At 69.8% G+C, this 25,477-nt stretch carries 27 protein-coding genes; 7 read left to right on the top strand and 20 right to left on the bottom strand.

Annotation, left to right across the window (positions count from 1 at the left end):
• Positions 1-126 precede the first annotated feature (126 nt).
• From TY25_RS04725 to TY25_RS04810, 18 genes are all read right to left on the bottom strand, one after another.
• Complete coding sequence (locus tag TY25_RS04725) at positions 127-546, bottom strand: hypothetical protein (protein WP_146154007.1); 420 nt, start codon at positions 544-546, stop codon at positions 127-129.
• Positions 547-690: 144 nt separating this feature from the next.
• A complete protein-coding gene (locus tag TY25_RS04730; protein WP_081868667.1) occupies positions 691-1,893 on the bottom strand; it encodes an aminotransferase class I/II-fold pyridoxal phosphate-dependent enzyme in 1,203 nt (400 codons plus the stop codon).
• Complete coding sequence (locus TY25_RS04735; RefSeq protein ID WP_042254341.1) at positions 1,890-3,071, bottom strand: glycosyltransferase; 1,182 nt, start codon at positions 3,069-3,071, stop codon at positions 1,890-1,892. The genes TY25_RS04730 and TY25_RS04735 overlap by 4 nt, the downstream gene beginning before the upstream one ends.
• Positions 3,071-4,234 (bottom strand): nucleotide disphospho-sugar-binding domain-containing protein, encoded by a 1,164-nt coding sequence (locus TY25_RS04740; protein WP_052382802.1) that lies wholly within the window; start codon positions 4,232-4,234, stop codon positions 3,071-3,073. The genes TY25_RS04735 and TY25_RS04740 overlap by 1 nt, the downstream gene beginning before the upstream one ends.
• A gap of 12 nt (positions 4,235-4,246) precedes the next feature.
• Positions 4,247-4,978, bottom strand: a complete 732-nt coding sequence (locus TY25_RS04745; RefSeq protein WP_042254343.1) for a VC0807 family protein — start codon at positions 4,976-4,978, stop codon at positions 4,247-4,249.
• Complete coding sequence (locus tag TY25_RS04750) at positions 4,975-6,180, bottom strand: FAD-dependent oxidoreductase (protein WP_042254345.1); 1,206 nt, start codon at positions 6,178-6,180, stop codon at positions 4,975-4,977. The genes TY25_RS04745 and TY25_RS04750 overlap by 4 nt, the downstream gene beginning before the upstream one ends.
• 48 nt (positions 6,181-6,228) lie before the next feature.
• Positions 6,229-7,185: an amidohydrolase family protein gene (locus tag TY25_RS04755; protein WP_042254347.1), complete on the bottom strand. Its 957-nt coding sequence runs from the start codon at positions 7,183-7,185 to the stop codon at positions 6,229-6,231.
• Positions 7,182-9,623, bottom strand: a complete 2,442-nt coding sequence (locus TY25_RS04760) for a PEP/pyruvate-binding domain-containing protein (protein WP_042254349.1) — start codon at positions 9,621-9,623, stop codon at positions 7,182-7,184. The genes TY25_RS04755 and TY25_RS04760 overlap by 4 nt, the downstream gene beginning before the upstream one ends.
• Positions 9,624-9,625: 2 nt before the next feature.
• A complete protein-coding gene (locus tag TY25_RS04765) occupies positions 9,626-9,946 on the bottom strand; it encodes an antibiotic biosynthesis monooxygenase family protein (RefSeq protein WP_042254351.1) in 321 nt (106 codons plus the stop codon).
• The gene (locus TY25_RS04770) at positions 9,943-10,293 is read right to left on the bottom strand and encodes an antibiotic biosynthesis monooxygenase family protein (protein WP_029892446.1); all 351 of its coding nucleotides are present in this window, start codon (positions 10,291-10,293) and stop codon (positions 9,943-9,945) included. The genes TY25_RS04765 and TY25_RS04770 overlap by 4 nt, the downstream gene beginning before the upstream one ends.
• Complete coding sequence (locus TY25_RS04775) at positions 10,293-11,024, bottom strand: SDR family NAD(P)-dependent oxidoreductase (RefSeq protein ID WP_042254353.1); 732 nt, start codon at positions 11,022-11,024, stop codon at positions 10,293-10,295. The genes TY25_RS04770 and TY25_RS04775 overlap by 1 nt, the downstream gene beginning before the upstream one ends.
• A 28-nt stretch (positions 11,025-11,052) precedes the next feature.
• A complete protein-coding gene (locus tag TY25_RS04780; RefSeq protein WP_014983842.1) occupies positions 11,053-11,538 on the bottom strand; it encodes an anthrone oxygenase family protein in 486 nt (161 codons plus the stop codon).
• On the bottom strand, positions 11,538-12,053 hold the full coding sequence (locus tag TY25_RS04785; protein WP_201773643.1) for an SRPBCC family protein: 516 nt from the start codon (positions 12,051-12,053) through the stop codon (positions 11,538-11,540). The genes TY25_RS04780 and TY25_RS04785 overlap by 1 nt, the downstream gene beginning before the upstream one ends.
• A complete protein-coding gene (locus tag TY25_RS04790) occupies positions 12,050-12,328 on the bottom strand; it encodes an acyl carrier protein (RefSeq protein WP_042254355.1) in 279 nt (92 codons plus the stop codon). The genes TY25_RS04785 and TY25_RS04790 overlap by 4 nt, the downstream gene beginning before the upstream one ends.
• Positions 12,329-12,378: 50 nt before the next feature.
• Positions 12,379-13,617 (bottom strand): beta-ketoacyl synthase N-terminal-like domain-containing protein, encoded by a 1,239-nt coding sequence (locus tag TY25_RS04795; RefSeq protein WP_042254357.1) that lies wholly within the window; start codon positions 13,615-13,617, stop codon positions 12,379-12,381.
• A complete protein-coding gene (locus TY25_RS04800) occupies positions 13,614-14,879 on the bottom strand; it encodes a beta-ketoacyl-[acyl-carrier-protein] synthase family protein (RefSeq protein WP_042254358.1) in 1,266 nt (421 codons plus the stop codon). The genes TY25_RS04795 and TY25_RS04800 overlap by 4 nt, the downstream gene beginning before the upstream one ends.
• A 2-nt stretch (positions 14,880-14,881) precedes the next feature.
• Entirely contained in the window at positions 14,882-15,292 is a 411-nt protein-coding gene (locus tag TY25_RS04805) for a cupin domain-containing protein (RefSeq protein WP_226887399.1), read from the bottom strand.
• Complete coding sequence (locus TY25_RS04810; protein ID WP_042254359.1) at positions 15,289-15,612, bottom strand: TcmI family type II polyketide cyclase; 324 nt, start codon at positions 15,610-15,612, stop codon at positions 15,289-15,291. Before TY25_RS04810 ends, TY25_RS04805 begins: the two co-directional genes overlap by 4 nt.
• 161 nt (positions 15,613-15,773) lie before the next feature.
• Between TY25_RS04810 and TY25_RS04815 the strand changes: the two genes are divergently transcribed.
• The 7 genes from TY25_RS04815 to TY25_RS04845 all read left to right on the top strand — a co-directional run bounded on the left by TY25_RS04815 (position 15,774) and on the right by TY25_RS04845 (position 22,563).
• Positions 15,774-16,814 carry a methyltransferase gene (locus tag TY25_RS04815; protein ID WP_042254389.1) on the top strand — a complete coding sequence of 347 codons (1,041 nt, stop codon included), beginning with the start codon at positions 15,774-15,776 and terminating at the stop codon, positions 16,812-16,814.
• Entirely contained in the window at positions 16,811-17,950 is a 1,140-nt protein-coding gene (locus TY25_RS04820) for a cytochrome P450 (RefSeq protein ID WP_042254361.1), read from the top strand. The genes TY25_RS04815 and TY25_RS04820 overlap by 4 nt, the downstream gene beginning before the upstream one ends.
• Before the next feature lie 17 nt (positions 17,951-17,967).
• A complete protein-coding gene (locus tag TY25_RS04825; RefSeq protein ID WP_042254391.1) occupies positions 17,968-19,164 on the top strand; it encodes a cytochrome P450 in 1,197 nt (398 codons plus the stop codon).
• A 1-nt stretch (position 19,165) separates the two neighbouring features.
• Positions 19,166-20,323, top strand: a complete 1,158-nt coding sequence (locus tag TY25_RS04830) for a glycosyltransferase (protein WP_042254362.1) — start codon at positions 19,166-19,168, stop codon at positions 20,321-20,323.
• Positions 20,320-20,763, top strand: coding sequence for a pyridoxamine 5'-phosphate oxidase family protein (locus TY25_RS43175; protein ID WP_042254364.1), 444 nt, complete (start codon positions 20,320-20,322; stop codon positions 20,761-20,763). The genes TY25_RS04830 and TY25_RS43175 overlap by 4 nt, the downstream gene beginning before the upstream one ends.
• Before the next feature lie 114 nt (positions 20,764-20,877).
• A complete protein-coding gene (locus TY25_RS04840; protein ID WP_029892432.1) occupies positions 20,878-21,579 on the top strand; it encodes a VC0807 family protein in 702 nt (233 codons plus the stop codon).
• A gap of 39 nt (positions 21,580-21,618) precedes the next feature.
• A complete protein-coding gene (locus tag TY25_RS04845) occupies positions 21,619-22,563 on the top strand; it encodes a phosphotransferase (protein ID WP_042254366.1) in 945 nt (314 codons plus the stop codon).
• Here the strand turns inward: TY25_RS04845 and TY25_RS04850 are convergent.
• Together TY25_RS04850 and TY25_RS04855 are read right to left on the bottom strand one after the other, a co-directional pair.
• The gene (locus tag TY25_RS04850; protein ID WP_042254367.1) at positions 22,553-23,731 is read right to left on the bottom strand and encodes a cytochrome P450; all 1,179 of its coding nucleotides are present in this window, start codon (positions 23,729-23,731) and stop codon (positions 22,553-22,555) included. The two genes, TY25_RS04845 and TY25_RS04850, sit on opposite strands and share 11 nt — an antisense overlap.
• On the bottom strand, positions 23,728-25,477 hold a 1,750-nt coding region (locus TY25_RS04855), incomplete at its 5' end, for a non-ribosomal peptide synthetase (protein WP_156055045.1). The genes TY25_RS04850 and TY25_RS04855, both read right to left, overlap by 4 nt.

Below are 25,477 nucleotides of genomic sequence, written 5' to 3' on the forward strand. Positions count from 1 at the left end.
ACCAATCAGAAGCGCGGAACCGAACCTGCCCGGCCCGCCGGTTCGGGCGACGCCGGACTCCGCTGCCGCACCCCGGCCGGCTTCACCGTTGCCCGGGGTTCGACCCCTCCTCCTCACCCTGGCCGATCAATTCTTCACGGTGATCGGAACAAGACGCTCGTTGACAAACCACTGACAAGCCGACTCACCGCACTGCTTGGCTTTGATCTTCGTCGACCCGGAATATTGGGGACTCCAGGTGATATCCGCAACGTAACGCCCGCCATCAGCGATGATTCGCGCGCCTCCGCCACCGATTTCCTGCCCATAGGTACTGTCGAACATATTGAAGAAGAACACGAACCCATAGGTGGTCAGCTGCCCACCCATTACCGCCCTGACGATGTAATTCCCACCCACTCGAAGATCGTTGGGGTCAACCGCGTTCCCCGCGAAGTCCGAGAACTCGATCCCCTGTACCTCCGCCTGCGCAACAGGCGTCCCGACCGACATGGCCGCCGCTACTGAGATCCCCAAGATTCCCAGAGCACGCAGTACCTTCTTCATCGAATACCCCCTAAGACTCGGCACACAACCACGCAAGGAACGAATCGCCCTCGCGGACAGTTGATTTCACCTGGCAATGACGGTACCGAAACGTCGGTCTTTCAGTCAAGGACCGGAACCGGACGCCGCGCAGACCTAACGCACCTACGCAGCTTGCCCACTGCTGCCCATCGCTGCGCGGATATCGAAGCCGTGGGCGGCGATGAAACTCAGCAGGTCGCAGATGCGGGTGATGTCGTGGGGGTCGAGGTCGGTGCCGGTGGGGAGGACGAAGGTGTCGCGGGCGACGCGGTCGGTGCCGGGGAAGGCGCGGTCGGTTCGGTACGGGGCCATGCGGTGGCAGCCGGGGTAGAAATATCTTCTGGTGTAGACGTTTTCGGCGGCCAGGAGGGCCAGGATGTCGTCTCGGGTCACGCCGATGCGTTCGGTGTCGCAGTCGACCACGAGGTACTGGTAGTTGCTGCGTTGCGACTCGTCGATGTCCAGCAGGGTCAGTCCGTCGATGCCGCGCAACCCCTGCCGGTACCGGTGGTAGTTCTCCCGGTTCCGGGCGACGAAGTAGTCCATCGAGTCCAGCGAGGTCAGGCCCATCGCCGCGGCGGCTTCGCTCAACTTCGCGTTGGTGCCGACCGACACCACGTTGTCGCCACTGGCGATGCCGAAATTCCTCAGACGGCTTGCCTTTTCGGCTATCTCCGGATCATCGGTGACCAACGCCCCGCCCTCGAAGGTGTTCACGAACTTGGTCGAATGAAAGCTGAACACCTCGGCGGTGCCGAAACCGCCGATCGGCCTGCCCGCGTAACCGCAGCCGAACGCGTGCGCCGAGTCGTAGATGAGGGCGAGCCCGTGCCGGTCGGCGACGTCCTGCATCGCCTCCAGCGCCCGGGGCCTGCCCCAGATGTGCACGCCCAGAATGCCGGTGGTGTCCGCGGTGATCAGTTCTTCGACGCTGCGCGGGTCGGCACTGCCGGTCCACGGGTCCACATCGCAGAACACCGGCGTCACGCCGAGCCAGGCGGCGGCGTGCGCGGTGGCGGCGAAGGTGAAGGCGGGCACGATCACCTCACCGCGTAATCCTGCTGCCTGCACGGCCAATTGGAGCGCGGAGGTGGCGTTGCAGGTGGCGACGCAATAACGCGTGCCGGCGAGTTCGGCGACGCGGCGTTCGAATTCGCGGCTGAGTTCGCCGCCGTTGGACAGCCATTTGGCGTCGAGCATCCGATCGAAGCGATCGAACAGCACCGCCCGGTTGCCGATATTCGGCCTGCCGAACACCACGGGCGACTCGAAAGCCGGTGTGCCGCCGAACATCGCGAGGTCGGCGCGGCGCAGTTTGGTCGTCACAGCAGGGCCTCCAGATCGTCGAGCAACACGTCGACCCCGGGCAGGGCGTGGATCTGGCGTTGCAGGCGGCGCGCCGAGCGGCGAAAGCCCGGCTCGGTCAGTGTTCGAGTGCAGGCCAGCGCTATCGCGTCGACCGAAAGTTGGTCCAGGGGAACGACGGTCGTGGTCCCCGTCGCCGCGGCCTGCACGGCGTTGTGCCGATGGTCGTCGAGCACCGGGATGTTCACCATCGGCACGCCGAGCCGCATCGCCTCTTTCATGCTGTTCAGTCCGCCGTGCGTGACGAACAGGTCGGCGCCTTCGAGCATCAGCGGCTGATCCACGAACTCCACCAGCCGGACGTTCGACGGCAGCGCACCGAAGGCCTCGGTCTTTCCGCCCGAGCCGACCGCGAGGACCGCAGTGCAGTCGACCCGCCCCAGGGCCTCGATCACCGTGCGGACGAACGCATCCGCGCCGGGCAGGCCGTAGACGATGGTGCCGAACCCGGCGAACACGAACGGGCGATCCAGGTCGAGTTCGGCGAGCCAGCCGGGCAGCCGGTCGCTCTGGAATCCCGCGTTGGGATGCCGATAGCACCGGGTGTTGGGCAGGATCATCTCCGCGGCGGAGTATTCCGGCGGCAGGAAGTTGGCGTGCAGGTAGTGGTAGAGCCGCGCGCCGCCGGGGTCGGGCGGCAGGCCGAACCGCATCCGCCCCTCGTCCAGCGGCGCGGCCAGTTCGGCACCGGTCATCGCCTCGACGCCGCCGAACGAGGCGATCGAAACATGGGGAATGCCCAGTACTTCCGCGGCCAGGTAGCCGCCGAGTTCGTCCAATTCGCGGATCACCAGATCCGGTTTCCACTGCTCGGCGAGCGACAACAGATCGACACAGGTGGCCTGCCCCATATGGCCCGCGAAGCCCGCAGACATGCGGCGGCCGAGGACCCGGAACACGTCGGCGGCTGCCGCGAAGTCCAGTTCGCTCAGGTTCGCGGGCAGCCAGCTCGCCACCTCCGCGCGCCAGTCGTAGCCGCCGACCAGCTGGGGCAGCCCGTAGGCGTCGATCTCGGCCGCCTGCGGCGGCGGCGCGAGCACGGCCACCTCGTGACCCCGGACGCGGGCGGCCCTGGCGATCGGAACCAGCGGGCGCAGGTGCCCGCTGGCCGGTTGGGTGGTGAAGACGATGCGTGCCATCAGCGGGCTCCGGCCAGCTCGGCCAGCGCGTCGACCACGTGCGCGACGGGGGGCTGCGCCCGCATCTCGTCGCGCAACCGCTCGGACCGCACCCGGAATTCCTTGTCCTCCAGCAACTGCCGCACCTCCTTGCGTACCGCGTCCGGTTCCAGAGCACCGCCGAACAGCCAGCGGCAGGCCCCGGCCGCCGCGAGCTGCTCGGCATTGGCCACGTGGTCGGTGAACAGCGGCGTGAGCAGTTGCGGCAGCCCGTAGTGCAGCGTGGTCATCAGCGCACCGCCGCCACCCTGATGGATGACCAGGGCGCAGTCGGCGAGCAGTAGATGCAGCGGGGTGGGGCCGAGGAAGGTGACTGTCTCGCCGTCCTCGGTGAACGCCGGTGTGGCAGTGGGATTCGCTAAAACCAACGTCTCCACCCCGAGTCCCGTCAGCCCGGACAAGACCTGGTCGGCGAACGGAATCGCCCGTCCGGCCAGCTGTTCGACCGCACTGCTGCCCAGTACGCAAACCCGGGGCCGCCGAGGTTGCGGCAGACCGACATCCGCGGCCGCGACCGGTCCGTTGAAGGGGGCGAACCGAATCGGCAGCGTCCGCACCCCGGTGTCGTATTGCAGCGACGCCGGGCACGGATCGACGGTGACCGCGCCCAGCGTCTCCACAGTGTCCAGGCCGAGCTCGGCGCACAGTTCGCGGAGTGCCTCCGGCTCGAATTCCCTTGTCCGATACGTGTAGTCGATCCCCCAGATCTGCCGTACGGCCGGGATGCCGAGCACCGCGGCCACCAGCGGTCCCGCGTAGGTGGTCGGGTCGAATACGATCAGATCCGGTCTCCAGCGCCGGGCGAAGGCCAGCAGCGGCCCTACCGCGCGTTGCGCGATCACCCGGTAGGTAGCGACGTTGCCCGCGCCCCAGTGCCGAATATCGTGCCAGCGCACCGGCCCGTCCTGATCGACCAGCCAGCTGAAGTACTTTCCGGCCTGCGCGTGCAGGTCGACATCCTCGCCGACGACGACGGCGGTCAGCCCGGTCTCGCTGATCGCGGACGCCAAGCCGGCGGAACTGGCCACCACCACCTCGTGTCCGCTCGCGCGCAGACCCCAGCCGAGTTGCACCAGCGGAGTCAGATGGGATCGCCACGCCCACGTGCAGATGATGACGCGCATCCACTCCTCCTCTCAGGCTTCGGCGATCGAATCGCGCTCCGCCGCAACCGAAGTGCGTGCGAAGCTGAGTTCGCGGATCGGTACGTCGGCACCGCCGACCGGCTCCCGGCGCAGCGCCGCACGCAGCGGCCCCGACAACCGCACGGTCGTGCAGATGAGAATCGGCAGGGTGATCAGCGTCGGCAGTTGCCCGGCGAAAACGGCGACATCCAGCGGCGTGCTGTAGATGATGACCACCCTGGCGATCGCCGAGACGATGAAGCCGACGCCCCAGAGCAGATTGATCAGCCGCAGCCGGCCGCGGAACTGCGCGTCGTGCGCCCAGCCGCCTTCCCATGCCGCCACCAGCCGGGGTTCACCTTTGGTCACGAACGGCGCCACGACGTCGAAAACCACTGCGCGCCCGACGTAATTGGTGCTCAGCCCGTACACGCCGCCGACGAACGGCATCACCGCCGACTTGGCCAGCACCAGCCGCGGGTCGCCGGTGATGAATACCAGCAGCAGCGTGGCGAGCAGCATCACCAGGATCATCACCGAGAACGCGTTCACCCGGCGTTCGGTGAGCACCCGCCACACGGTGCGCAATCCGGCCACGACCGCGCCGATCGAGAGCGCAATGACCGGCGAGACACCGAACACGAGGTGCAGCACCACGAAACTGACCACGGGCGCGGCCATGTCGAGTGCCATCGGCGCGGCCGCGGCGAGCGCGGGATAGCGCTTCATGGCTGTCGGGCTCATCGGGCACCGCCTTCCACCAGAGGTCCGGTCCGGAACAGTTGTTCGGACCCGTGCAGCGAATTGCGCACGGCCGCATAGCCGTAGTCCCGCATCTCCGCCTCGTATCGGCCGATCGCCACGACCGGGTCCACCCCGTCGACCAGAGCCAGCGCGAGATGTTCGGTCAAGCCCGCCGCGTCGCGCAGCGCGGTGTTGGCGCCGATCCCGCCCACCGGCGCGGTCGCGTGGATGGCGTCGCCGAGCAGGGTCACCCGGCTGGGCGACCAGTGCACGCCGGGCTCGGTGACCCGGATGGAGAGGGGAAAGACCTCCTCCACCAACGATTCCGCCATGATCCGGCGCAGCAGCGGACTCCAGTCGGTGGTGTGTTCGAGCGCCAGCGCGTGCAGCTGTGCGGGCGTGAGCGCGAAGAAGGCCGACTCGTCGACCCCGAACACTTCCCGCGGCGCGACCAGCGTCCACTTCAGGTAGCTGCGCACCGGATCGATCGCGCTGCCGGGCGCGAACCGGCGCACCGCCTCGCCGATCTCGGTCTGCGGTTGAAAGATGCCGCACGCCAGCGTCTTCGGTCCCGGAGCCAGCACCGGGCGGGATCCGCCGAACAGCACCGGCGGCACCCAGGAGAGGTTGTCCAGGTCAAGATTCATCTGGCCGTAGATCGCGCGCAGTCCCGTGTCGAGCAAGCCGATCTCGGGGAGCAATTGCCCGCGCACCGCGGACCCGATGCCGTCCGCGCCGACCAGCACGTCGGCCACCCAGGTGGTTCCGTCGGCGGTGTGCACGCGCACCCGTTCGCCGGTCTCGTATCCGACCACGGCGGTGTCGAAGTGGACGTGGTCACCGAGCCCGGTCAGCAGGATCTGGCGCAAGGTCTTGCGATTCACGACGGTGCTGGCGCGCGCGGGATCGACGGGCCCCCCGGGGTGCTCCACCGAGAAGATCTCGCGCAGTTGCTCGTCCAGCCCGATGCCGCGGGACATGTAGAGCGGGTTGGCGGTGGCCATGGCCAGCTCGTAGAGGTTGTCGGGCAGGCAGGCCGCCAGTGCCGCGCGCCCGTGCGCGTCGATGCGCAGCCGCAGGCCTTGGAACCGCGCGTGCGCGGACGGGTCGCGCTCGAGCACGGTGGCCTCGATCCCGTTCTTGCGCAGTCCCTGGGCCAGGCACAGTCCGCCGACGCCGGCGCCCGCGATCACCACATGCATCAGCTTCCAGTTCCTTTCACTCGGCCGGACATGGTCATACGGTGCCCGCTACTGTTCGGACATCACTGGATCCGGACTCGGAGCCGCACCGGCGGCCCATCCGGTGAACAGCCGCCGGGCGGTCCGCTCCCCGGCTGCCGCCGCGCCGGGCAACCGCGCGTATTGCTCTTCGAGCGCGCGCCCCGCGGCGGTGACGGCGGCGTGCGGTGCGGCGCACCAGTCGGTGCCGAACAGGATCCGGTCGGGCGGCACCGTGGCGAACAGGCCGGGCAGCGCCGACGGACCGGCCAGCGCGGTGTCGTAGTAGAAGCGCCCCAGCTGTTCGCGGATCCGGACCGGGTCGGCGCCGAAGAAGCCGTGCGCCAGCGCTTCCACCCGGAACGCGGCGTACGGCAGGAACCCGCCCGCGTGCGCGAGCACGAACGAGATGTTCGGATAGCGGTCCAGGGCCTCCGAGAGCACCAACCCGATCGCGCCCCGCGTCGTGTCGAGCAGGAAGTCGGCGAGCACAGCGGGCACCGACGAGCCGGCCGAGTCCGGCGGCATCATCGGATGCACGAGGACCACCGCACCGCGGCGGTCGAGTTCGGCGAGCACCGGCTCGAACAGCGCGTCCCCGAGATAGTCGGACCCGGAGTGCGGGATCAGCACGAACCCGTCGGCGCCCAACGTCTCGCGCGCGTAGTCGATCTCGGCCAGTGCGGCGTCGATGTGCGGGATCGGCAGCGCGGCGAGCAAACCGAACCGCCCGGGGTGCGCGGCGGCGAACTCGGCGACGGCCTCGTTGGCTTCCCGGCAGAAGAACTTCGCGGTTGCCGCGTCCGGAAGGTACTCCACCGGAATGGGATTGGAGATCACGGCGTAGTCGATGTGTTGTTCGGCGAGCACCTCGAAGGTCTCGGCGAGGGTCCACGGAATCTTGAACGGCGCGCCCATGCGGCGCATCAGTGCGGCGATCCGCGGCACGATGGCGTGATGGTGGACGTCGATGCGACCCGGGGTCACCGCACGACTCCGCCGTCGGTGTCGAGTACCCGCACCACCCCGGCGGTGCCGTCGACCTCGACCAGCTGTCCGTCCCGCAGCCGCTCGGTCGCGCCCGCGGCCGCCACGACGGCCGGGATGCCGTACTCGCGGGCGATGATCGCCGGATGCGAGAGCAGGCTGCCGTTGTCGGCGATCAACGCGCCGAGGCTGGGGAACACCACCGACCACTGGGCGGTGGTCTCCGGGCACACCAGCACATCACCGGCGCGAATCTTGCCGAAGTCCGCGGCTCCCAGCACTATTCGTGCGGGCCCGCGGTACTTTCCCGCGGCAGCGGCGACACCGGCCAGCGTGCCGTCGGCGGCGTCCGTGTCGCCGCGCTGCGCGCCGAACAGGCTCATCGACCAGGTCGCGATGTCCATGACATGGGACGCGGCCGCCGAGGGTGGCGTCATCCCGGGTTCGAGCACGAGCGGGCGCGGCGGTGTCCCATAGTGTTCCGGCCCGGGATGCGTGGCCGCCCACAGGTGCCTGCCGCGGCCGTCTCGCACACTCGCGATGCGATCGCCGGTTTCGGTGAGCGAGGACAGTGCGGCGTGGTGGTCCAGGTAGAAAACGTCGTCGACCCGCTCGATCACGCTGCGCGCGACCAACCTTCGGCCCAGGTCCAGGACGGCGTAGCGGACCAGTGCCCACGCGGACACCGCGAGATAGACCTTCTCGTCGCGCACCGGCGCCACCGCTTCGGCCGCCGCCACGGCCCGGTGGAACTGCTCGCGCTGCTCGGCCGAGGCGTCGGCGAGACCCGTGGCGGCCGCGTCCAGCGTCTTGTCGATCCGCGCGCGCAAAGCCGCCTGTTCGCGCTCGAGGTCGAACGGCGCGTCGATCTGGGCGAGTACCAGGTTCAGCAGTATCTCGGGCTGTTCGGCGAAAGTCGGCTCGGTGAGGTCGAAGCCGAGCGTGCGATGGCCGTGCGCACGGACATAGTCGGCGAAGGCCGCCGCGAACTCGCTGTCGATCTGTGGCAGCCGGACGGCAGCCTCCCGGGTACCCGCCGTGAGCGCTTCGCGCACAGCGGGTTTCGTGGCGGCCAGCCGGGCCAGGGCACCGAGCCCCACCGCCGCCGCCATATGCGCCCCGGTCAACCCGCCACGCAGGGCCAGGGTCTCGGCGGCCGACCAGCCGAGCAGCTCCCCGGCGAGCACGCCCAGCTGCCCATTGAGGCAGACACCCGCGCCGGTGAGCCGGAAGTAGACCATGTGCAATTCGGTGAACAGCTCCAGGAGCGCGGCGAAATGGGTGCGGAACGCGGCGTCGTCCAGCTCCGGCAGGGTGAACGACACCGTGCGCAGTGCGGCGATCCGCTCGGTGAACTCGCGTCGCTGCGTCGAATGCCACTGGGCGACGAGCTGTTCCGGCGCACCGGCGGCCAGATCACCCGCGATGCGTTCCAGCCGCTCGATCAACGCGGGCATGGTGTCCGGCGGCGTCGTGGTGTAGATCCAGCCGCCGATCGCGTGCACCGACAACTGGTTTCCGGTGGTGAAGGCGAACACACCGGGTGCGGCGGCGGCGAACACCGGCAAGAAGATGGACTCCTGCACGGGCGTCCACGGCGCGCTCACCCGCGCGTCGCGCACCGAGAACCCCTCGGGCACCACCACCGGGATCGGCACCGGTGCGACCGCCGCGGCCAGGGTGGTGATCGGCCGCGCCTGCACGAGCCACAGCCCGGTCTCGTCGAGAGCCCATTCGATGTCCTGGGGCGCTTCGAATTCGGCCGCCACCCGGGTGGCCAGCGCGGCGACCTCGGTGGCCTCGTCGGGAGTCAGACCGGCCGCGCCGGTGCCGGAACGCAATGCGGCCTGTCCGTCCCGCACGGCCCATTCGTCGGCGACGGCGGAGCCGTCCATCAACTGTTCGGCCAGACCGGACACCGCGCTCACCACGGCCTCGTCCGGATCGCCGGTCACCGGGTTCACGCTGAACGCCGCGCCCGCCGCGCGCGCCTCGACCATGCGCTGCACCAGCACGCCCATCCGCGGCGTCTGCTCGTCGGCGTCGGCCGCCCCGCGATACACGGCGACCCGCTGTGCGCGCGCCGAGCGCCAGCAGGTGTCCACGGCGGCCAGCACGGCATCGATCCCTTTGACGCCGAGGACCGACTCGTACTGTCCCGCAAACGATTTACCGGCGAGATCCTCTTCGATGCCGGAGGACCGCACCGCGACGCCGACCCCGTTCGCGTCCAGCTCCGCCAGCGCGGTCGCGATCTCCGCGACGAGTTCGGGCACCGCCGCGGCGCTCTCCCCAGCGGTCGCCGCCTGCCAATCGATCGCGAAACCATCCGGCACCGGATAACCCGCGCGCCGTAACCGGGCCAGGACGGCGGCTTTCCGGCCGACGCGCTCGGTGTCGCCGAGATCCAGCTGCGCGAACGCGATGACGTGGGCCACGGCTACTCCGCTCCCGGTGCACGATGTGCGGCGGCCACCTCGAACACCTCGAACACCTTGCCGCGCGAGGCATCCTGATACGGGCGCAGCGGCGAGGTGGCACCGCGATGCGACATCCCGTGCTCCCAGGTGCGGAAGGCCGCGAAGGACTCCCACTCGCTCAGCACCGCGCCGCTGTCGCCCGCGCCGCGCAGCAGTTCGTTGCCGAGCAGCCCCGGCGTGCCCGCCAATTCGGTGCTGATCCGGTGGTAGGCGTCGGTGACCGCCGCGGCGTCGGCCTCGGTGATGCTGAGGTACACCAGCACTCGAACGTGTCCGGTCACGGCGCGGTCCCCTGCCGGGCGGACGCGGCGCCGGTCAGAGCGTGCAGCACCGTGGCCACGGCCATGGAGCCCTTGCTACGGTACGGGTGCAACCGGGCGCGATGGTGCAGATGCTGTTCGCTGCGCTCGTAGACCCGGAACGAGGCCTCGTCCACCCAGTCGCTGACGATGTAGTACACCGCCGCCTCCTCGGTGCTGCGGGACAGCCACTGCCCCAGGTTGGCCGGTTGATCGGTGATGATCGAGGCGCCGTCGAGCCAGGCCTGCTCGAAGGCGGCCTCCTGCCCGGGGATCACCTCCATGCGCAGCATCACCCGGAACACCGTGCCCGCGATCGTGTCGGTCATCAGATCCCTCCGTCGACGTGGATGGTCTCGCCCGTGACGTACGCGGCGCCGTCACCGGCGAGAAAGGCGACCACGGCCGCGATATCGTCGGTCGTGCCGAGCCGGCGCAGGGCGGTCATCCCCTCGTAGCGCGCGGTGACCTCGGCGGGTAGTTCGACCTCGGTGGCGGTGACGCCGGGCGCCACCACGTTCACCCGGATACCTTGCGGCCCCAGCTCTTTCGCCAGCGACCGGGTCAGTCCGATCAGCCCGGCCTTGGCCGCGGTGTAATGCGCGCGCAGCGGGATGCCGACGGTGGCGACGCGGGAGCCGATATTGATCACCGAAGCGCCGCGGTCCAGCAGTGGCAGCACCTGCTGGGTGACGTGGAAGGCGGCGGTCAGGCCGGTGTCGAGGACCCGATGCCATTCCGCCAGCGGCAGTTCCGCGAACGGCACGTGGCTGATCGCCCCCGCGTTGTTGACCACCACATCCAGTCGGCCGTAGCGCTCCCGGCAGGTCTGCGCCAGCGCGACCACCTGCTCGGGATCGGTCACGTCGGTCAGCACCAGGTGATGGTCGCCGCCGATCGCGGCGAGTTCCTTCGCCAGCACGTCGACGTGGTCGCCTGGCGTGTGATAGCAGGCGATGACCTGCGCCCCGGCCTCGGCCAGGGTCTTGGTGATCGACGCGCCGATACCGCGCACGCCGCCGGTCACCAGCGCGGTCTTGTTCGCCAGTGCTTGCCCCATCTCGACTCCTCTTGAACTCGGGCCGGTTTCACCCGGCGAGCGCGGTGGTCAGCACCGCGACGACGAAAGCGGTCAGGGCCGACCCGGTGCGCACGACATTCCAGCGCCGCCAGCGCCTGCGCGGGTCGCGGTCGGCCCAGTCCACGGGTTGATGCGCCGGATCCAGGCTCGCCACATAGCGATTCACCGGCAGGTTCTTCGTCACGGAGATACCGACGGTGCACAGCAGCAGTGCCGACGAGGTCGCGAAACCGAAACGGGCCGTGGCGGACTCGTCGAGCACGACCGCGTGCACCAGATATGCCAGCAACGCGGTGATGTTCAGCAGCGGCATGGCGGGATCGAAACGCGGCCACATGAATCGCACCCCGCTGACGTACTCCCGGTAGGACTGCACGCCCTGGTAGGGCGCGACACCGATCACCGTGGCCAGCATGATCCCGGTGCCCAGCCCGTTCGCGGCGAGCCCCGCCGCCAGCAGCAACGCCCCCGCCGGGCCCGTGGACGCCGACATCAGCCCGCGCCGCCCGCGGTATGGCGTGCCTCCAGGATCTGCTTGATCCGGCGCATCTCCCGCGGCGAGTTGACGTTGATCCGCTCGGCCATCTGCTCGTCGCTGATCGGTGCGGTCGGCTTCAGGCGGAAGCGCTGGCTCCAGCGCATTCGCACGCCCTCCGCGTCCGGCGTGTATTCCCAACGCAGGTACATGAATTCGAACGGCCCGGTCTCCACCCGCCGGGCGTGTACCACACCGCCGTCGGCGTCGAGCAGTCGTTCGGAGACCCAGCTCCAGACCGCGCCGTTCGGATCCGGGTGCATGGTCAGCCGGAAGCGCACGTAATCCGGTCGCTGTTCCAGTATTTCGACCGCCGCGTACTCGCTGAACAGTCCGGGCCACGCGGACACGTCGTTGGTGTCGGCCCAGACCCGCTCCAGCGGCGCGTTGATCACCACCGCGTTCTCGGTGACCAGGCCGCCGGTGGCCGCGTCCGCGAAGACCGCGCCGATCTCGACGCCGTCGGTGCTCATTGCGGCCGCACCGGGACGAGTTCGGCGGCGAGCTGGGCGTTGACCGCCGCCACCAGGTCCGCCGGAGTGCTGGTGCCGACGACCAGGCCGTCCTCCAGCCGCACCCCGAACCGGCGCCGGATCAGCGCCTGGGTTTCGATCAGCGCCAGCGAATCCAGGCCGAGTTCCTCGAACTCGATATCCGAGATGTCACCGGTGGTGTCGAACTCCTCGTCCAACTCGCCGAACGCCTGGACCAGGATCGGTCTCAGATCGTCGATCGTGAACTCTGCCATCGTCGTCCCTCCTGTTACCTGTGCAACGAGATATGTTGCGGCCGTGCCGTTCATGACGGCCCGGCCAGCACGAGCGCGGCGGCGAAGCCGCCGTGGCCGCGGGCGAGCACCACCGCGTGCCGCAGCGGACGCGACCGTGGTCCGTCCACCACCAGGTCCAGCTCGGGGTAGGCCGAACTGATCGCGCCCGGTGTGGGTGGGATCGTCTGATGCCGCAGGGCGAGCAGCGCGGTCGCCACGTCGAGCGCCGAACCGCCCGCGTACAGCCGCCCGGTCAGGGTTTTGGGCGCGGTCACCGGCACCGCGCGCGGGCCGAACACCGCGGTGAGCACCGCCGCCTCGGCCGCGTCCAGTTCCGGTACGGCCATCGCGTCGGCGAACACCACGTCCACCTCGTCCGGCGCGCAACCGGCATCGGCCATGGCGCGCAACAGCACTCGATGCAGTCCGGTGCCGGTCGCGGGCGTCGCGTCGAAGGCGGCGGCGTAACCGGCGATCCGGCCGTAGCTTTTCGCGCCGCGCGCGCTCGCCGCAGCGGCGGGCTCCACCGTGAACATCGCGCCGCCTTCACCTGGGACGTAACCCGCGGCCGCCGCGTCGAACGGCAGATAGCCACGCTCGGGATCGGTTGCCGTACTGAGCAATCCGCTGGCGAGCTGGCACGAATAAGCGTAGGGGGACAGCGGCGCCTCGGTGCCGCCGGCGAGCATCAGCCCGGTGCCACGGCGCAGCTCCCGGCGGGCCTGACCGAGCGCGTCCAACCCGGCCGCCTGCTCGGTCACCACGACCGAACACGGTCCCTTCGCCCCGTTGCGGATCGAGACCTGTCCGGTGGTGGCTGCGTAGAACCAGGCGATCGACTGGTACGCGCTCACCTCGGCAGGCCCGCCGGACCACAGGCTCGCGATCTCCCGCTGACCGAATTCGTTACCGCCGGAAGAACTCCCGGTGACGACGCCGACGGATTCGCCTGCCGCCGCGGTCGGTTCGATACCGGCGTCGGCGAGGGCCGCCGCCGTGGCGGCGAGCCCGAAGCCGGTCCAGCGGTCGGTCTGCACCGACAGTCGGCGCGGAATATGCTGTTTGGCAACGAATTCGGGGACCGGTGCATGCAGCACGCTGGTGTAACCGGCATCGCGATACTGTGCGCTGACCCGAATCCCGCTGGTGCCCGCCAGGCACGCCCGCCAGTGCGCGTCCGCGCCGATCCCGGTCGGCGCGATGACACCGATCCCGGTCACCACCGCGTCGGCGGTACGCGGGCGCGCAACGGCCAGTTCGACACTCATGCCAGCGCCCCCACAGCCGAGAGCACCATCGCGGACTGGAAGCCGCCGAAACCGCTGCCGACGGTGAGCACCGAGCGCAGCCGGACGTCGCGGGCGGTGCGCGGCACATAGTCCAGGTCGCAGAACGGGTCCGGCTCGGCCAGATTCGCCGTCGGCGGCACCACCTGATGCCGCAAAGCCAAAGCGCAGGCGGCGATCTCGATCGAGCCGATGGCGCCGAGCGAATGCCCCACCATCGATTTGATCGAGCTGACCGGTACCCGGTACGCGTGCGGCCCGAGCGCCCGCTTGAGCGCCATGGTCTCGTGCCGGTCGTTCTGCTGGGTGCCCGAGCCGTGCGCGCTCACGTAGTCGACGGCGGTCGGGTCCAGCCGGGCGTCGTCGAGCGCCGCGCGGATCGCACCGGCCAGCTCCAACCCGTCCGGCCGCAACCCGGTCATATGAAAGGCGTTGGCCCGCCGCGCTTCTCCGGGCAACGCACAGTAGATGCCGGCACCGCGGCGCCGGGCCCGCCCGGCGGTCTCCAGCACGAACATCGCCGCGCCCTCGGCCAGCACGAAGCCGCTGCGGCGCCGATCGAACGGCCGCGAGGCGCTCGCAGGATCGGCGTCGTCGGCGGTGGTGGCCAGGATGGCGTCGAACGACGCGGACGAGATCGGCGAGATCGGGGCCTCGGTCGCGCCGACCACCGCGACCTCCGCCGAACCCTCCCTGATCAGTTCCGCGGCGTGGGCGACCGCGTCGATGCCCGCGGTGCAGCCGGTCGAGATCAGCGCGCTCGGTCCGCCCGCGCCGACCGCGCGGGCCACCTCGGCGACGGTCGCCGATGGCACGAGATAGGAGTAGCCGTGCGGGGACAGCGTCCGGGGATCGACCACCCAGCTCGCGCCGGACCCGCTGATCCCGACGAACTCGCGTTCCAGGCTGGTGGTCGCGCCCACCGCACTGCCGATCACCACGGCGGTCTCCGCGGCGCATTCGGCGAGTTCCAGTCCACTGTCCGCGACCGCCTCCGCGGCGCTGACCAGCGCGAACTGGGTCATCCGGTCCAGTTGCGCGGCGCGGCGCGGGTCCAGGCCGTGCGCCGCGGGATCGAAATCGACCTCGGCCGCGATCCGCGAACGGAAGCCCGAGGCGTCGAACAGGGTGATCGGCCGGGTCGCGGTGCGCCCGTCGACCAGGAGTTGCCAGAAGTCCTTGCTGCCGATTCCGCCGGGGGCCACCACCCCGAGTCCGGTGATCACCGGCGTGCGCTCGTCCATGACTAGCCGGACACTTTCGGCTGCGCGGCGTCCGGATCGGGCAGCGGCTCGGTATCGACATGGCCGAGTGCGGGTTCCGGGGCCAGCGGTGCCAACTGGAACACGGCCTCGGCCGGCGCCGAGCCGTCGTTCTGCACCCGATGCCGGACGCCGATCGGGACGAAAACCGCACTGCCCTGGGCCACCTCGACCGGCGCGCCGTCCAGCAGCACGGTCAGCGAGCCCGCGACGACATAGAGGAACTCTTCCGAATACGGGTGATAGTGCTCGCTGACGAACTCCCCCGGCGCGAGCCGCAATACGCCCAGGAAACCGGCGGTCGACTCGACCGTGCGCGGGCTGAGCAGCACCCGCAGGTCGCCCCCGCGCCGGGCATTCGGCGCGATATCGGCCGCCGCCACCACCCGCGTCACGGCCGGGTCCACTGGTAGAAGGAGCGGGCCATCGCGTCGGCCGGGCTGCGCCAGCTCGGCGAATAGGGCTGGATGAACGGCAGCAGCCCCTCGTTGATCTCCTGGAACAGCGGGTGGTTGCGCACCTCGGCGACCCGTTCGGCCACCGCCGCGTCGGCCTCGATCAAATGAAAATACAGATCGTGGAAGGTGAACAGGGTGCGGCGCCGCACGCCCACCAGGGCGGGGAGTTCGGTCTGGTCCGAGCGCGCGAACAACTCGGCGACCTGCTCGCTGTCCCCCGGTCGCATCCGCGCCACGATCAGACTGAGCTCCGACATCTCGACCTCTCCTCATGTTGCTCAACTGGCCCAATGAGATTCGTGGACTGTGGCACCCCGTGATCGAGGCGCACTGTGGGAGCGATCGAGGACACCCCGTGCGCAGCACGATCGAGGACGGCACCAGTGATCGTGGAGCGCGCGAACCGACGATCGCTCGCATGTCGACCGAGATCACCGCGCGTGGGCAGGCGCAGCAGCAGCTGCTCGGATTGCTGGCCGGGAAGATGGTCTCCGCGACCATCTGCACGCTGGCGCGGATCGGCCTCGCCGATCACCTCACCGAGGGACCCCGCCCGGTGTCCGAGCTGGCCACGGCCACCGGCACCGACCCGGACATGCTCTACCGATTCCTGCGCACCGCCGCCGGCGTCGGCCTGTTCAGCGAGCACGCGGACCGGTCGTTCGGGCTCACCGAGACCGGCGCGCTGCTGCGCTCGGATGTGGACGGTTCGCTGCGCTACCTGGCCTACCTCTACGGCGAGGAGAGCGTCTGGAACTGCTTCGCCTATGCCGCCGACACCCTGCGCACCGGCAAACCCGCGGGCCCGGCGTTGCGCGGCGGGCGCGGCTGGTTCGAGTACATGGCCGACAGCCCCGAGTACGCGGAGGTCTTCCATCGCGCGATGACCGGCGTGAGCAACCGGGCGCCGGAGGTGGCCGCGAGCTACGACTTCGGCCGATACCGGACGATCGCCGATATCGGCGGCGGGCAGGGCCGGCTGCTCTCGGCCATTCTCGCCGCCAACCCGCAGCAGCGCGGCGTGCTCTTCGATACCGAATCCGCCATCGGCGGCGCGGATCCCGTGCTCACCGAGTTCGGGGTGCGCGATCGGGTCGAATGCGTGGTCGGCGACTTCTTCGACAGCGTGCCCGCCGGGGCCGACGCGTATCTGCTCAAGGCGATCCTGCACGACTGGAACGACGCCGACTCGATCCGCATCCTGCGCAACATCCGCGCGGTCAGCACCGAGGACACCCGGGTCTACGTGATCGAGGCGGTGGTGCCCGGCGCCGGCGAATGGCATTTCAGCAAGGCGATGGACATCGCCATGGCGGTGAGCCTGGGCGGCAAGGAGCGCGAACTCGCCGAGTGGCGAGACCTGTTCGCGCAGGCCGATTTCGAACTGGTCGACACGGTCCGCACCGCACCGCCGCACTGGTTGATCAAGGCCAGGCCGATACCGCGGACGCCGCGATGAACGGCTGCCCGTTCCCGTTCGCCTGGCCCGCCGGCCCGGCCCAGCCGGACGCGCTGCTGCAGGCGCACCGCGACCCGTTCCGCACGGTCACCCTGCCCAGCGGCGACGCCGCCGTGCTGGCCACCCGCTACCAGACGATCCGGGCTTTGCTCGCCGACCCGCGAATCAGCAAGGACCGCAACCGGTCCGGCGTGGCGAAGATGACCACCCGGCCGCAGAAGGTATTTCAGCGCCGCGTCGACATGTCCCCGCCCGCCCATGCCCGGATGCGGCGGCTGATCGCCCGCGAATTCACCGCCGCCCGAGTCGAAACCCTGCGCCCGCGGATCGCGGCCATCGTCGAGGAGTTGCTCGACCGGATGGCGGCCGGTGGCGCGGCGGAGCCCGTGGATCTGAACACCGCCTTCGCGTTTCCGCTGTCGATCCAGGTGATCTGCGAGTTGCTCGGCGTCCCCGCGCAGGACCGTCATCATTTCGGCGACACCAGCAATCCGCCGTGGGACTACATCCGCGAACTCATCGAACGCAAACGGCGGCAACCCGATTCGGATCTGATCAGCGCGCTCATCGCGGTGACCGATGCCGAGGACGGCCGCCTCACCCCCGACGAACTGCATTTCTGGTCGACTCTGCTGCTGCTCGCCGGCTACGAGACGACCGCGAACCAGCTCGCGGGTGCCGTCGTGCTGCTGCTGCACCATCGCGACCAATTGGCGCTGCTGCGCGCGGATCCGGCGTTGATCACCGGTGCGGTGGAGGAACTGCTGCGCTGCCAGGTGGTCGGCACGTCGCTGTCCATGCTGCGCTACGTCACCGAGGACGTCACCGTCGAGGATCGTGTTATTCCGCAGGGCACCAGCATCATTCCCGCGCTCGAATGCGCCAATCACGATCCGGCGGTCTTCGCCGACCCGGGGCGGATCGACCTCACCCGGCGCGACGCGCAGCAGCTCACGTTCAGTGTCGGCCGGCACTTCTGCCCCGGCGCGCCGCTGGCGCGGGCCCAGCTGCAGATCGGTATCGGCGCCTTGATCGAGCGCTTCCCGACGCTGCGACTCGCGGTCGCGCCCGAGCGCCTCGACCGCGTCGACGACCATTTCTTCCAGGGCTTCCGCACGGTTCCCGTGCGCTGGTGAACAGCAGGAAGGTGCGCATGACCGCCGCAGAACCCGTCCCCTATCCGTTCACCCGGCCTGCCGCGCTGGAACCGCCGCGCGAGCTGTTCGGCCTGTCCGGCTGCCCGATGGTGCCGGTCCGGCTGCCGAGCGGCGACGACGCGGTGCTGGTCACCCGGCACGCCGACATCCGCGCGCTGCTCGTGCATCCGGCGGTGAGCCGCAACCTGAACCGGCCCGACGCCGCGCGAATCAGCAAGCACAACAGCATGTTCCAGGATTCGAAAATGGATCCCGATCCGCCCGAGCACACTCGGGTGCGCCGGCTGGTCATGCAGGCGTTCAGTCCGGCCCGGGTCGCGGCGCTGGAACCGTTCGTCGTCGCGGTGGTCGACGAACTGCTCGACGCGATGGAAAACCACGGCGGGCCGGTCGATCTCAATCAGGCGCTGGCGTTTCCGCTGCCGATCCGGGTGCTGTGCCGGCTGCTCGGCGTGCCGGAGCAGGACCAGGCGCGCTTCCGCGGCTGGACCGAGCATTTCCTGTCGGTCAGCCAATTCAGCGGTCCCGAGATCGGCGCCGCGATGCGCGAGCTGAACGAGTACATCGCGGCGTTGATCGAAGCCAAACGTGTTGCACCCGGCGACGATCTGGTCAGTGGCATGATCGCCGCGCACGACGCCGACGACGGCAGGCTCACCGGTTACGAACTGCACTGGTGGTGCCGGCTGCTGCTGCTCGTCGGCTACGAGACCACCGCCAGTCAGCTGGGCGGCACGGTGGCGCTGCTGCTTTCGCGCCCCGATCAGCTCGCGCTGGTGCGCGACGATCCGAGCCTGGTGCCGCGCGCGGTCGAGGAGGCGTTGCGCTGGAAACTCGTCGGCTCCTCGGTGTCGATGCTGCGCTACACCACCGCCGACATCGACCTCGACGGATACACCATCGCGGCGGGCACCAGCGTGATTCCCGCCGTCGACGCCGGAAACTTCGACCCCGCGGTGTTCGATCACCCCGAACGCTTCGACATCACCCGCACCGACAACGACCACCTCACGTTGAGCCGGGGCCCGCACTTCTGTATCGGCGCCGGACTCGCGCGCGCCGAACTCACCACGGCGATCGGCCGGCTGCTGGCCCGCTTCCCGACGCTGCGACTCGCGGTGCCCGCCACCGAATTACGCAGACAAGAGGGCGCGTTGCTGGAGGGCTTCCTCGGTATCCCGGTGGAGTGGTGAGATGCGCGTCCTCTGTGTGAACTGGGCGTGGCCGTCGCACTTCATGCCGCTGGTGCCGGTGCTGTCGGCGCTGCGGGCGGCGGGCGCGGAGGTCCGGGTGGCGAGTCAGCCGCTGCTGCAACGGATCGTCACCGACGCCGGACTGCCCTTCACCCCGGCCGGCGCCGACGTCGACCACTCCGCGATCCGGGCCCGCACGGCCGCCGCCGCGCCGCCGGTGGCCGATATCTGGAACGTCGACGAAAACGCCAGAATGACACAGGTTTTCGCGGTCTTCGCCGAGCGTGCCCGGCTGATGCTGGACGACACCGTCGCCCTCGCCGAACGCTGGCAACCCGACCTGGTCTTCTTCGAGCCGACCAGCTTCGCGGGACCGCTGGTCGCCGCGCTGCTCGGGGTGCCCGCGATCCGGCACATCCACGGCGTGGACATGACCTATCGGGCCAGGGGCGCGACCCCGGCCTTGGTGGCGCCGCTGGCCGAGCAACTCGGCATCGCGCTGCCGAACCTGCTCGGCAGCCACACCGTCGACCCGTGCCCGCCGTCGCTGCAGATCGCGACCGACACCACCTCGACCACGGTGCGCTACATCCCGTACAACGGGCCCGCGACCATTCCGGCCTGGCTCGCCGAACCGCCCACCGTGCCCCGCATCTGCCTGACCTGGGGCACCACGGTGACCGCGCAGGGCGGGGAATTCCTGCTGCCCGAGGTACTGGCCGCACTGGACGGGCTGGAGCTGGACGTGGTCGTCACGGTGCGGCCCGCCGAGATCGAACACCTCGGCCCGCTGCCGAGCAATGTGCGGGCCGTCTCCGGGCTCGCCCTGCACCTGCTCATGCCGTCGTGTGCGCTGGTGATCCATCAGGGCGGTTTCGGCACCATGCTCACCGCGGTCGACGCCGGCGTGCCGCAACTGCTGCTGCCGCAGTTCCCCCATCACATGCTGCCCGCCGAGCAGTTGCGCGGGACCGGCGCGGCGGCCGTGCTACCGGTCGCCGAATTCGATCGTGCCGTGGTGCGCGACCTGGTGGTCCGGCTCGTCGGCGACAGTCCCGAACGCGCCGCGACGCAGGTGCTGCGCGCCGAGCTACGGGCGCAGCCGACCCCCGCGCAGATCGCGCCCGACCTGCTGGCACTCGGAAAGGGAACACGGTGAGACAAGCAGCCCCGCGCGCACTGACCGACCGCAAACAGCATGTCCTGGAGTTGCTCGCCGAACCGGGACACCTGTGGCTCGCGACCGCGGCCGAATCGCTCCCGCACCTGGTGCCGCTGGCCTTCGCCTACGGCGAGGGCGACCTGCTGATGGTGACGAAACCCGGCGCCAGGACCGTGCGCAGTTTGCGCGGCGCGAGCCGGGCCAGGGCCGCGCTCGGCGACACCCGGGACGTGGTGCTCATCGACGGCACCACCACCTTCTTCGATCCGCAGTCGGTCACCGGGCAGCTCGGGGCTCTGCTGGACACGCTGCCGATGGGTCGGCGGGTGCCCGGCAGCGTCGGTCTGCGGCTGCGGCCCGACCGGATCCAGGCGTGGCAATCGATGGCCGAGATCGGCGACCGCACCCTGATGACGGGTGGTCGCTGGCTGGTCTGAGACCGCCCGCACAGGAGATAACTCCTGGCCGAATCGGCGGTTTCGTCTCTACAGCGCGCCGCGGGCGGCCAATAGCCTGAGATCGCCACCAACCCCACCGATCAGGAGACCGCGATGACGGCACCGACGCCGAAGAAGACGAGCCGGTTCAAGGCGCTGTTGCCGCTGTTCGGCAACGTGATCGTGTCGACCGTGCTGTATTTCGTGCTGCGCGCGATCGGCTTCAGCGAGATCTGGTCGCTGGCCATCCCCGGCATCGTGGTCGCCGTCACCACCACGGTCGGCAGCATCCGGCGGCGCTCGCTCGACGTCATCGGCGCGCTGGTGCTGGTGGAGCTCGTCGTCTCGCTCGGGCTGGCCTTCGTCACCGACGATCCGCGCATCGCCGCGATCCGGCCCGCGCTCTACATGCTGACCACCGGCGGTTTCTTCCTCTTCACCTGCGTGGTCGGCAAACCGGTCATGTATCTGCTCGCCACGCCCATGGCGACCAATGGCGGCGAACCCCGCCGCACGGAGGCCTACCACCGCGCGTGGGACGAGGAACCGCGGTTCCGCAAGCTGGAACGGCTGATGACCCTCGGCGTCGGCCTCACCATGTTCCTCGATTCGGGTCTGCGCATCGGCATCGTCTACAGCTCCCCCGCCAGCGACCTGGACCGTTCCTTCCTGGTGTCCAACGGCGCCGCCATCGTCATGGTCGTCCTGGTCATCGTCATCATGGTCGCCTTCATCCCCCGCCTCTCCAAGATCGTCGACCAGGTCCAGCAGCGTGTCCCGGAATCCGGCCCCGCCGCCGAGGTTCGCGCGCACTGAATACGGTGCCGTGGTCCACGCCTATGGCAGGATCGCGCGGTGGACGAAATCGCGAACAGGACGGGGAGTGCGGTCGACGCGGCGGTGGCGGTGGGCCGCGAACTGGGGCTGACGGTGACCGATGCCGTGGTGCTGCACGACTTGTTCTCGGTGGTCGTGCATCTCGCGCCCGCGCCGGTGGTGGCGCGGATCCCGGTGGTGCTGTCGCCCACCACCGACCTCGCGACCTTGGCGCGGCGGCAGCGGGCCGAACTGGACGTGGCCCGATGGCTGAACGAACAAGGGACACCGGTGATTCCGCCCAGTCCGCTCGTCCCGCTGGAACCGGTACAGCGCGAAGGCTTTTCGATGACGTTCTGGCAGTTCGTCGTCGAGGATCGCGACAAAGAGCCCGACTATGTGGCGAATTCGGAGCGCACGGCCGACCTGCACGCCGCGCTGCGCGGCTACCCGGGAGAACTGTCGTTCCTGTCCTCGGCCGAACCGCGGTTCGTCACCGAAAGCCTTGCGCTGCTGCAGGACCGGCCGGACCTGATCGATCCGTCCGACCTGGACCGCGCGCGCCGCGAGTGGCGGGTGCTGGCACCGTTCGTCCGGTCCCGCGACGCCTTCGAGGCCCGGTTCCCCGGGATCGACGTGCAGCCCATTCACGGCGACTCACCGCCGGCGAACATCTTCAACGGGACGGCGGGCGACCTCTATTCCGACTTCGAACTCGTCACGCTGGGTCCGGTCGAATGGGATCTCGCCGCGCTCGGCCCCGACCTCGAAGCCGCGTACAACCGTGGTGCGCGACGCAACGGCATGCGGCCGCTGGACGACGAGGTGCTGCGGTTCGTGAACGCCGTCGGCGTACTGCGCGCGATCGCCGTCCTCACCCTCAGCCCGCAGCTGCCCGCACTGGTGGAGTTCCTGCAACCACTCATCGACCAGTGGCACGACCTGCCGTTCGCGGGCGGACTGGACGGGTTCGTCACCAGGTGACCGGCAGCTCGTGCAGACCGAACAGCACCGCGTCGTATTTGACTGCCGCATCGGGCAATTCACCGGCCGGCCGCAGCTCGGGCAAACGGGCCAGCACGGTGCTGAACACGATGTCCAGCTCGAGCTGAGCCAGCGCCGCGCCCATGCAGGCGTGCGCGCCGTAGCCGAAAGCCAGGTGCCGCTGTGCGTCTCGGTGGATGTCGAGCACCTCGGGATTCGGGAACACCGAGGGATCCCGGTTGGCGGCGGCCGCCAAGGGGATCACGCCCGTACCGGCCGGGATGGTGGTGCCCGCGACCTCGATATCCCGGGTGGCGGCTCGGCAGGTGGCCAGCTCGGCGACCGAGGTGTAGCGCAGCAGTTCAGCGATAGCGCCCGGCATCGCGGACGGGTCCGCCCGTAGCGCGGCCAACTGGTCCGGATGACGCAGTAGCGCGAGCAGGCCGACCGAGATGGTGTTCGCCGTCGTCTCGTATCCGGCCAGCAGGATCAGGATGAGCACGATGGTCAGCGCGCGCAATTCCAGCCGGCCCGGCGCGACGTGCTCGCGTAGCACGCGGGAGATGAGGTCGTCCGCGGTCGATCCGTGTTTGTCGCGCACCAGTTGCTTCACGTAGTCGACCAGCGCTTCGAAAGGCGCTGCGCCGCCGTGCGTGATCACGCGCACGGTGAGTTCCTCGAACGACGCGGTATCCGCTTCGGGCACGCCGAGAATGCGGCCGATGGCCAGCGCCGGTACCGGTAACGCGATCGTGCGGACCAGATCCGCAGGCGGCCCCGCGTCGAGCAATCGGTCCAGGCGTTCGTCCACGCACCGCTGGATGTAGGGACGTAGCGCGGCCACTTTCCGCGCGCTGAAATCAGGGGTGAACATCCGCCGGTGCACACCGTGCTCCGCGCCGTCCATGCCCACGAAAACCTTTATCCGGCGCAGGTATTCCGACTCCGCGGTCAGAAACGGGAAGCCGGGAGCGCAGCGATCGGCGCTGAGACCGGGGTCGGTGAGCACGGCCCGGACGTCGGCGTAGCGGGTCACCAGCCGGACCGGCCTGCCGTCACGCAGGGTGGCCCGCCCCACCGGGCATCCTTCGCGCAGGGCGCGATATTCGGCGGGCAGATCGAACGGGTTCGGCCGGCGCATCGGGAATACCGGGTCCGCCGCGTTCATCCGGGGCTCCCCTGCTCGACCAGCGCGGACACCGGCCCGGCACAACGTGGTGGCGGCTCCAGCGCGGCGATGAATTCCGCGAAGGTCGGGTGCTCGTAGAGCAATCCGACCGGAACGCGGCGGCCGAGCAGCGCGCCGAGGGCGGCCACACACCGCACCGCCGCCATCGAGGTGCCACCCGCGGCGAAGAACGAGGTGCCCGGACGGGGCGGATCGCCGAGCAGCTCGGTCCAGACCTCGGACACCTTCGCAGCCAGCGGATCTCGGCGGCGCACGAGCGAGACGCGGTGGCGCACAGTCGGCTCCGGATGCGGCGCACGGTGTCCGGCACGCAGGCGGGCCCGCTGGATCTTGCCGGTCGCCGTCCGTGGGAAATCGGTGGTCGGCAGGACGCGGACCTCGTCGACGGCGAAGCCGAACCGCAGCGCGACCCGTTCCCGAATCGCGTCCGCCACCTCGACATCGGGGCGCACACTCACGAACACCGCCCGCCGCGGCGGCCCGTCCGGGTGCTCGAGCACGGTGAACGCCGCGTAGCCGTCCAGCACGCCCTCGACCTGCGCCACCACCGCTTCGATCTCCTGGCACGGGATATTGCCGCCGTTGATGACCACCACATCGTCGTCGCGTCCCGTCACGACCAGTGCGCCACCAGTGACGAAACCTTGGTCACCGGTGGTGAACCAGCCGTCGTGCAGCGCCGCGTCCGCGCCGAGGTAGCCCGCGAACAGCGTCGCACCGGCCACCTGTACCGCGCCGAGCTGATCTTCGTCGCACACCGAACCATCGGGCCGCACCACCCGAATCCGCACGCCCGGCACCGGCGTACCGGTCACCGCCAGCTCCAGCGCACCGGCCGAACCCGGTGCCTCGTGCCGCACGCGTTCGTCGGCCGTCATCCGCACCCGCACCGCCGGGATGCCCGGATCATCCGGGGACGGTCGCGAATAGACCACGCCGGAACCGGTTTCCGACATGCCCCACGCGGGCCGGAACGCGGCACGGGAAAGCCCGTGCGGCGCCAGCAGATCGATGAATTCGTCGGCGACCGCCGCCACCACCGCCTCGCCCCCGTCGAGCACATGGCGCAGCCGGTGCAGCCGCCACCGCCGCTGCGGCGCGCGCCGCAGCGCCGAACAGACCAGTGCGAAACCGAAATTCGGCGCCCAGGTGGTGCCGGCACGGTGCGCTTCGAGCAGGTCCAGCCAGGCAAGCGGATCGGCGAGCACGCGCGCGGTGTCCACCTGCACGAGTGAGCAGCCGAGGAAGACCGCCTGCGTCGCCCACATCACAATGCCGCCGACATGATCGAGGGGCATCCAGTTCAAGGCCACGTCCGACGCGCGCAGATCGTTGAATTCGGCGGCCGCCCAAGCACGGTGGGCCAGGGCGGCGTGGGTCAACAGCACGCATTTGGGCCGTCCCGTGCTGCCGGAGGTCAACAGTCCGAGCGCGATGCCGGCTGCCATCGGTGGTGCGGCCGTCCGGTCCGCAGGCTGACCGCCGAGCGGTCGCGCCGTACCATCCGTGTCGACGGCGATCTGATAATCGATGACGCCGGCGGCCACCGGACTGTCCACGAGAACCACTGGGTGACCGAGCAATTCGTGTGCCGCGCGAATGCGGTCGCCGACCGCGCTCACCGTACCCAGCGCGCCTGTCCGCCCCACCGGAACCGGCACTGCTCCCGCGAGCACGCAACCCCAGAACGCGGTCAGCTGCACACGGGCGTCACCGGCGGCGATC

Source organism: Nocardia brasiliensis NBRC 14402 (assembly GCF_000308475.2).
Taxonomy (GTDB): Bacteria; Actinomycetota; Actinomycetes; order Mycobacteriales; family Mycobacteriaceae; genus Nocardia; species Nocardia brasiliensis.

What these genes read in the sequence shown, in the direction of transcription:
- TY25_RS04745 (WP_042254343.1), bottom strand. Translation starts at nt 4,978, where the DNA reads ATGAGCCCGACAGCCATGAAGCGCTATCCCGCGCTCGCCGCGGCCGCG.
- TY25_RS04820 (WP_042254361.1), top strand. Translation starts at nt 16,811, where the DNA reads ATGAACGGCTGCCCGTTCCCGTTCGCCTGGCCCGCCGGCCCGGCCCAG.
- TY25_RS04815 (WP_042254389.1), top strand. Translation starts at nt 15,774, where the DNA reads ATGTCGACCGAGATCACCGCGCGTGGGCAGGCGCAGCAGCAGCTGCTC.
- TY25_RS04840 (WP_029892432.1), top strand. Translation starts at nt 20,878, where the DNA reads ATGACGGCACCGACGCCGAAGAAGACGAGCCGGTTCAAGGCGCTGTTG.
- TY25_RS04850 (WP_042254367.1), bottom strand. Translation starts at nt 23,731, where the DNA reads ATGAACGCGGCGGACCCGGTATTCCCGATGCGCCGGCCGAACCCGTTC.
- TY25_RS04810 (WP_042254359.1), bottom strand. Translation starts at nt 15,612, where the DNA reads ATGTCGGAGCTCAGTCTGATCGTGGCGCGGATGCGACCGGGGGACAGC.
- TY25_RS04770 (WP_029892446.1), bottom strand. Translation starts at nt 10,293, where the DNA reads ATGACCGACACGATCGCGGGCACGGTGTTCCGGGTGATGCTGCGCATG.
- TY25_RS04830 (WP_042254362.1), top strand. Translation starts at nt 19,166, where the DNA reads ATGCGCGTCCTCTGTGTGAACTGGGCGTGGCCGTCGCACTTCATGCCG.
- TY25_RS04780 (WP_014983842.1), bottom strand. Translation starts at nt 11,538, where the DNA reads ATGTCGGCGTCCACGGGCCCGGCGGGGGCGTTGCTGCTGGCGGCGGGG.
- TY25_RS04790 (WP_042254355.1), bottom strand. Translation starts at nt 12,328, where the DNA reads ATGGCAGAGTTCACGATCGACGATCTGAGACCGATCCTGGTCCAGGCG.
- TY25_RS04750 (WP_042254345.1), bottom strand. Translation starts at nt 6,180, where the DNA reads ATGCATGTGGTGATCGCGGGCGCCGGCGTCGGCGGACTGTGCCTGGCC.
- TY25_RS04795 (WP_042254357.1), bottom strand. Translation starts at nt 13,617, where the DNA reads ATGAGTGTCGAACTGGCCGTTGCGCGCCCGCGTACCGCCGACGCGGTG.
- TY25_RS04825 (WP_042254391.1), top strand. Translation starts at nt 17,968, where the DNA reads ATGACCGCCGCAGAACCCGTCCCCTATCCGTTCACCCGGCCTGCCGCG.
- TY25_RS04740 (WP_052382802.1), bottom strand. Translation starts at nt 4,234, where the DNA reads ATGCGCGTCATCATCTGCACGTGGGCGTGGCGATCCCATCTGACTCCG.
- TY25_RS04785 (WP_201773643.1), bottom strand. Translation starts at nt 12,053, where the DNA reads ATGAGCACCGACGGCGTCGAGATCGGCGCGGTCTTCGCGGACGCGGCC.
- TY25_RS04775 (WP_042254353.1), bottom strand. Translation starts at nt 11,024, where the DNA reads ATGGGGCAAGCACTGGCGAACAAGACCGCGCTGGTGACCGGCGGCGTG.
- TY25_RS04735 (WP_042254341.1), bottom strand. Translation starts at nt 3,071, where the DNA reads ATGGCACGCATCGTCTTCACCACCCAACCGGCCAGCGGGCACCTGCGC.
- TY25_RS04725 (WP_146154007.1), bottom strand. Translation starts at nt 546, where the DNA reads ATGAAGAAGGTACTGCGTGCTCTGGGAATCTTGGGGATCTCAGTAGCG.
- TY25_RS04800 (WP_042254358.1), bottom strand. Translation starts at nt 14,879, where the DNA reads ATGGACGAGCGCACGCCGGTGATCACCGGACTCGGGGTGGTGGCCCCC.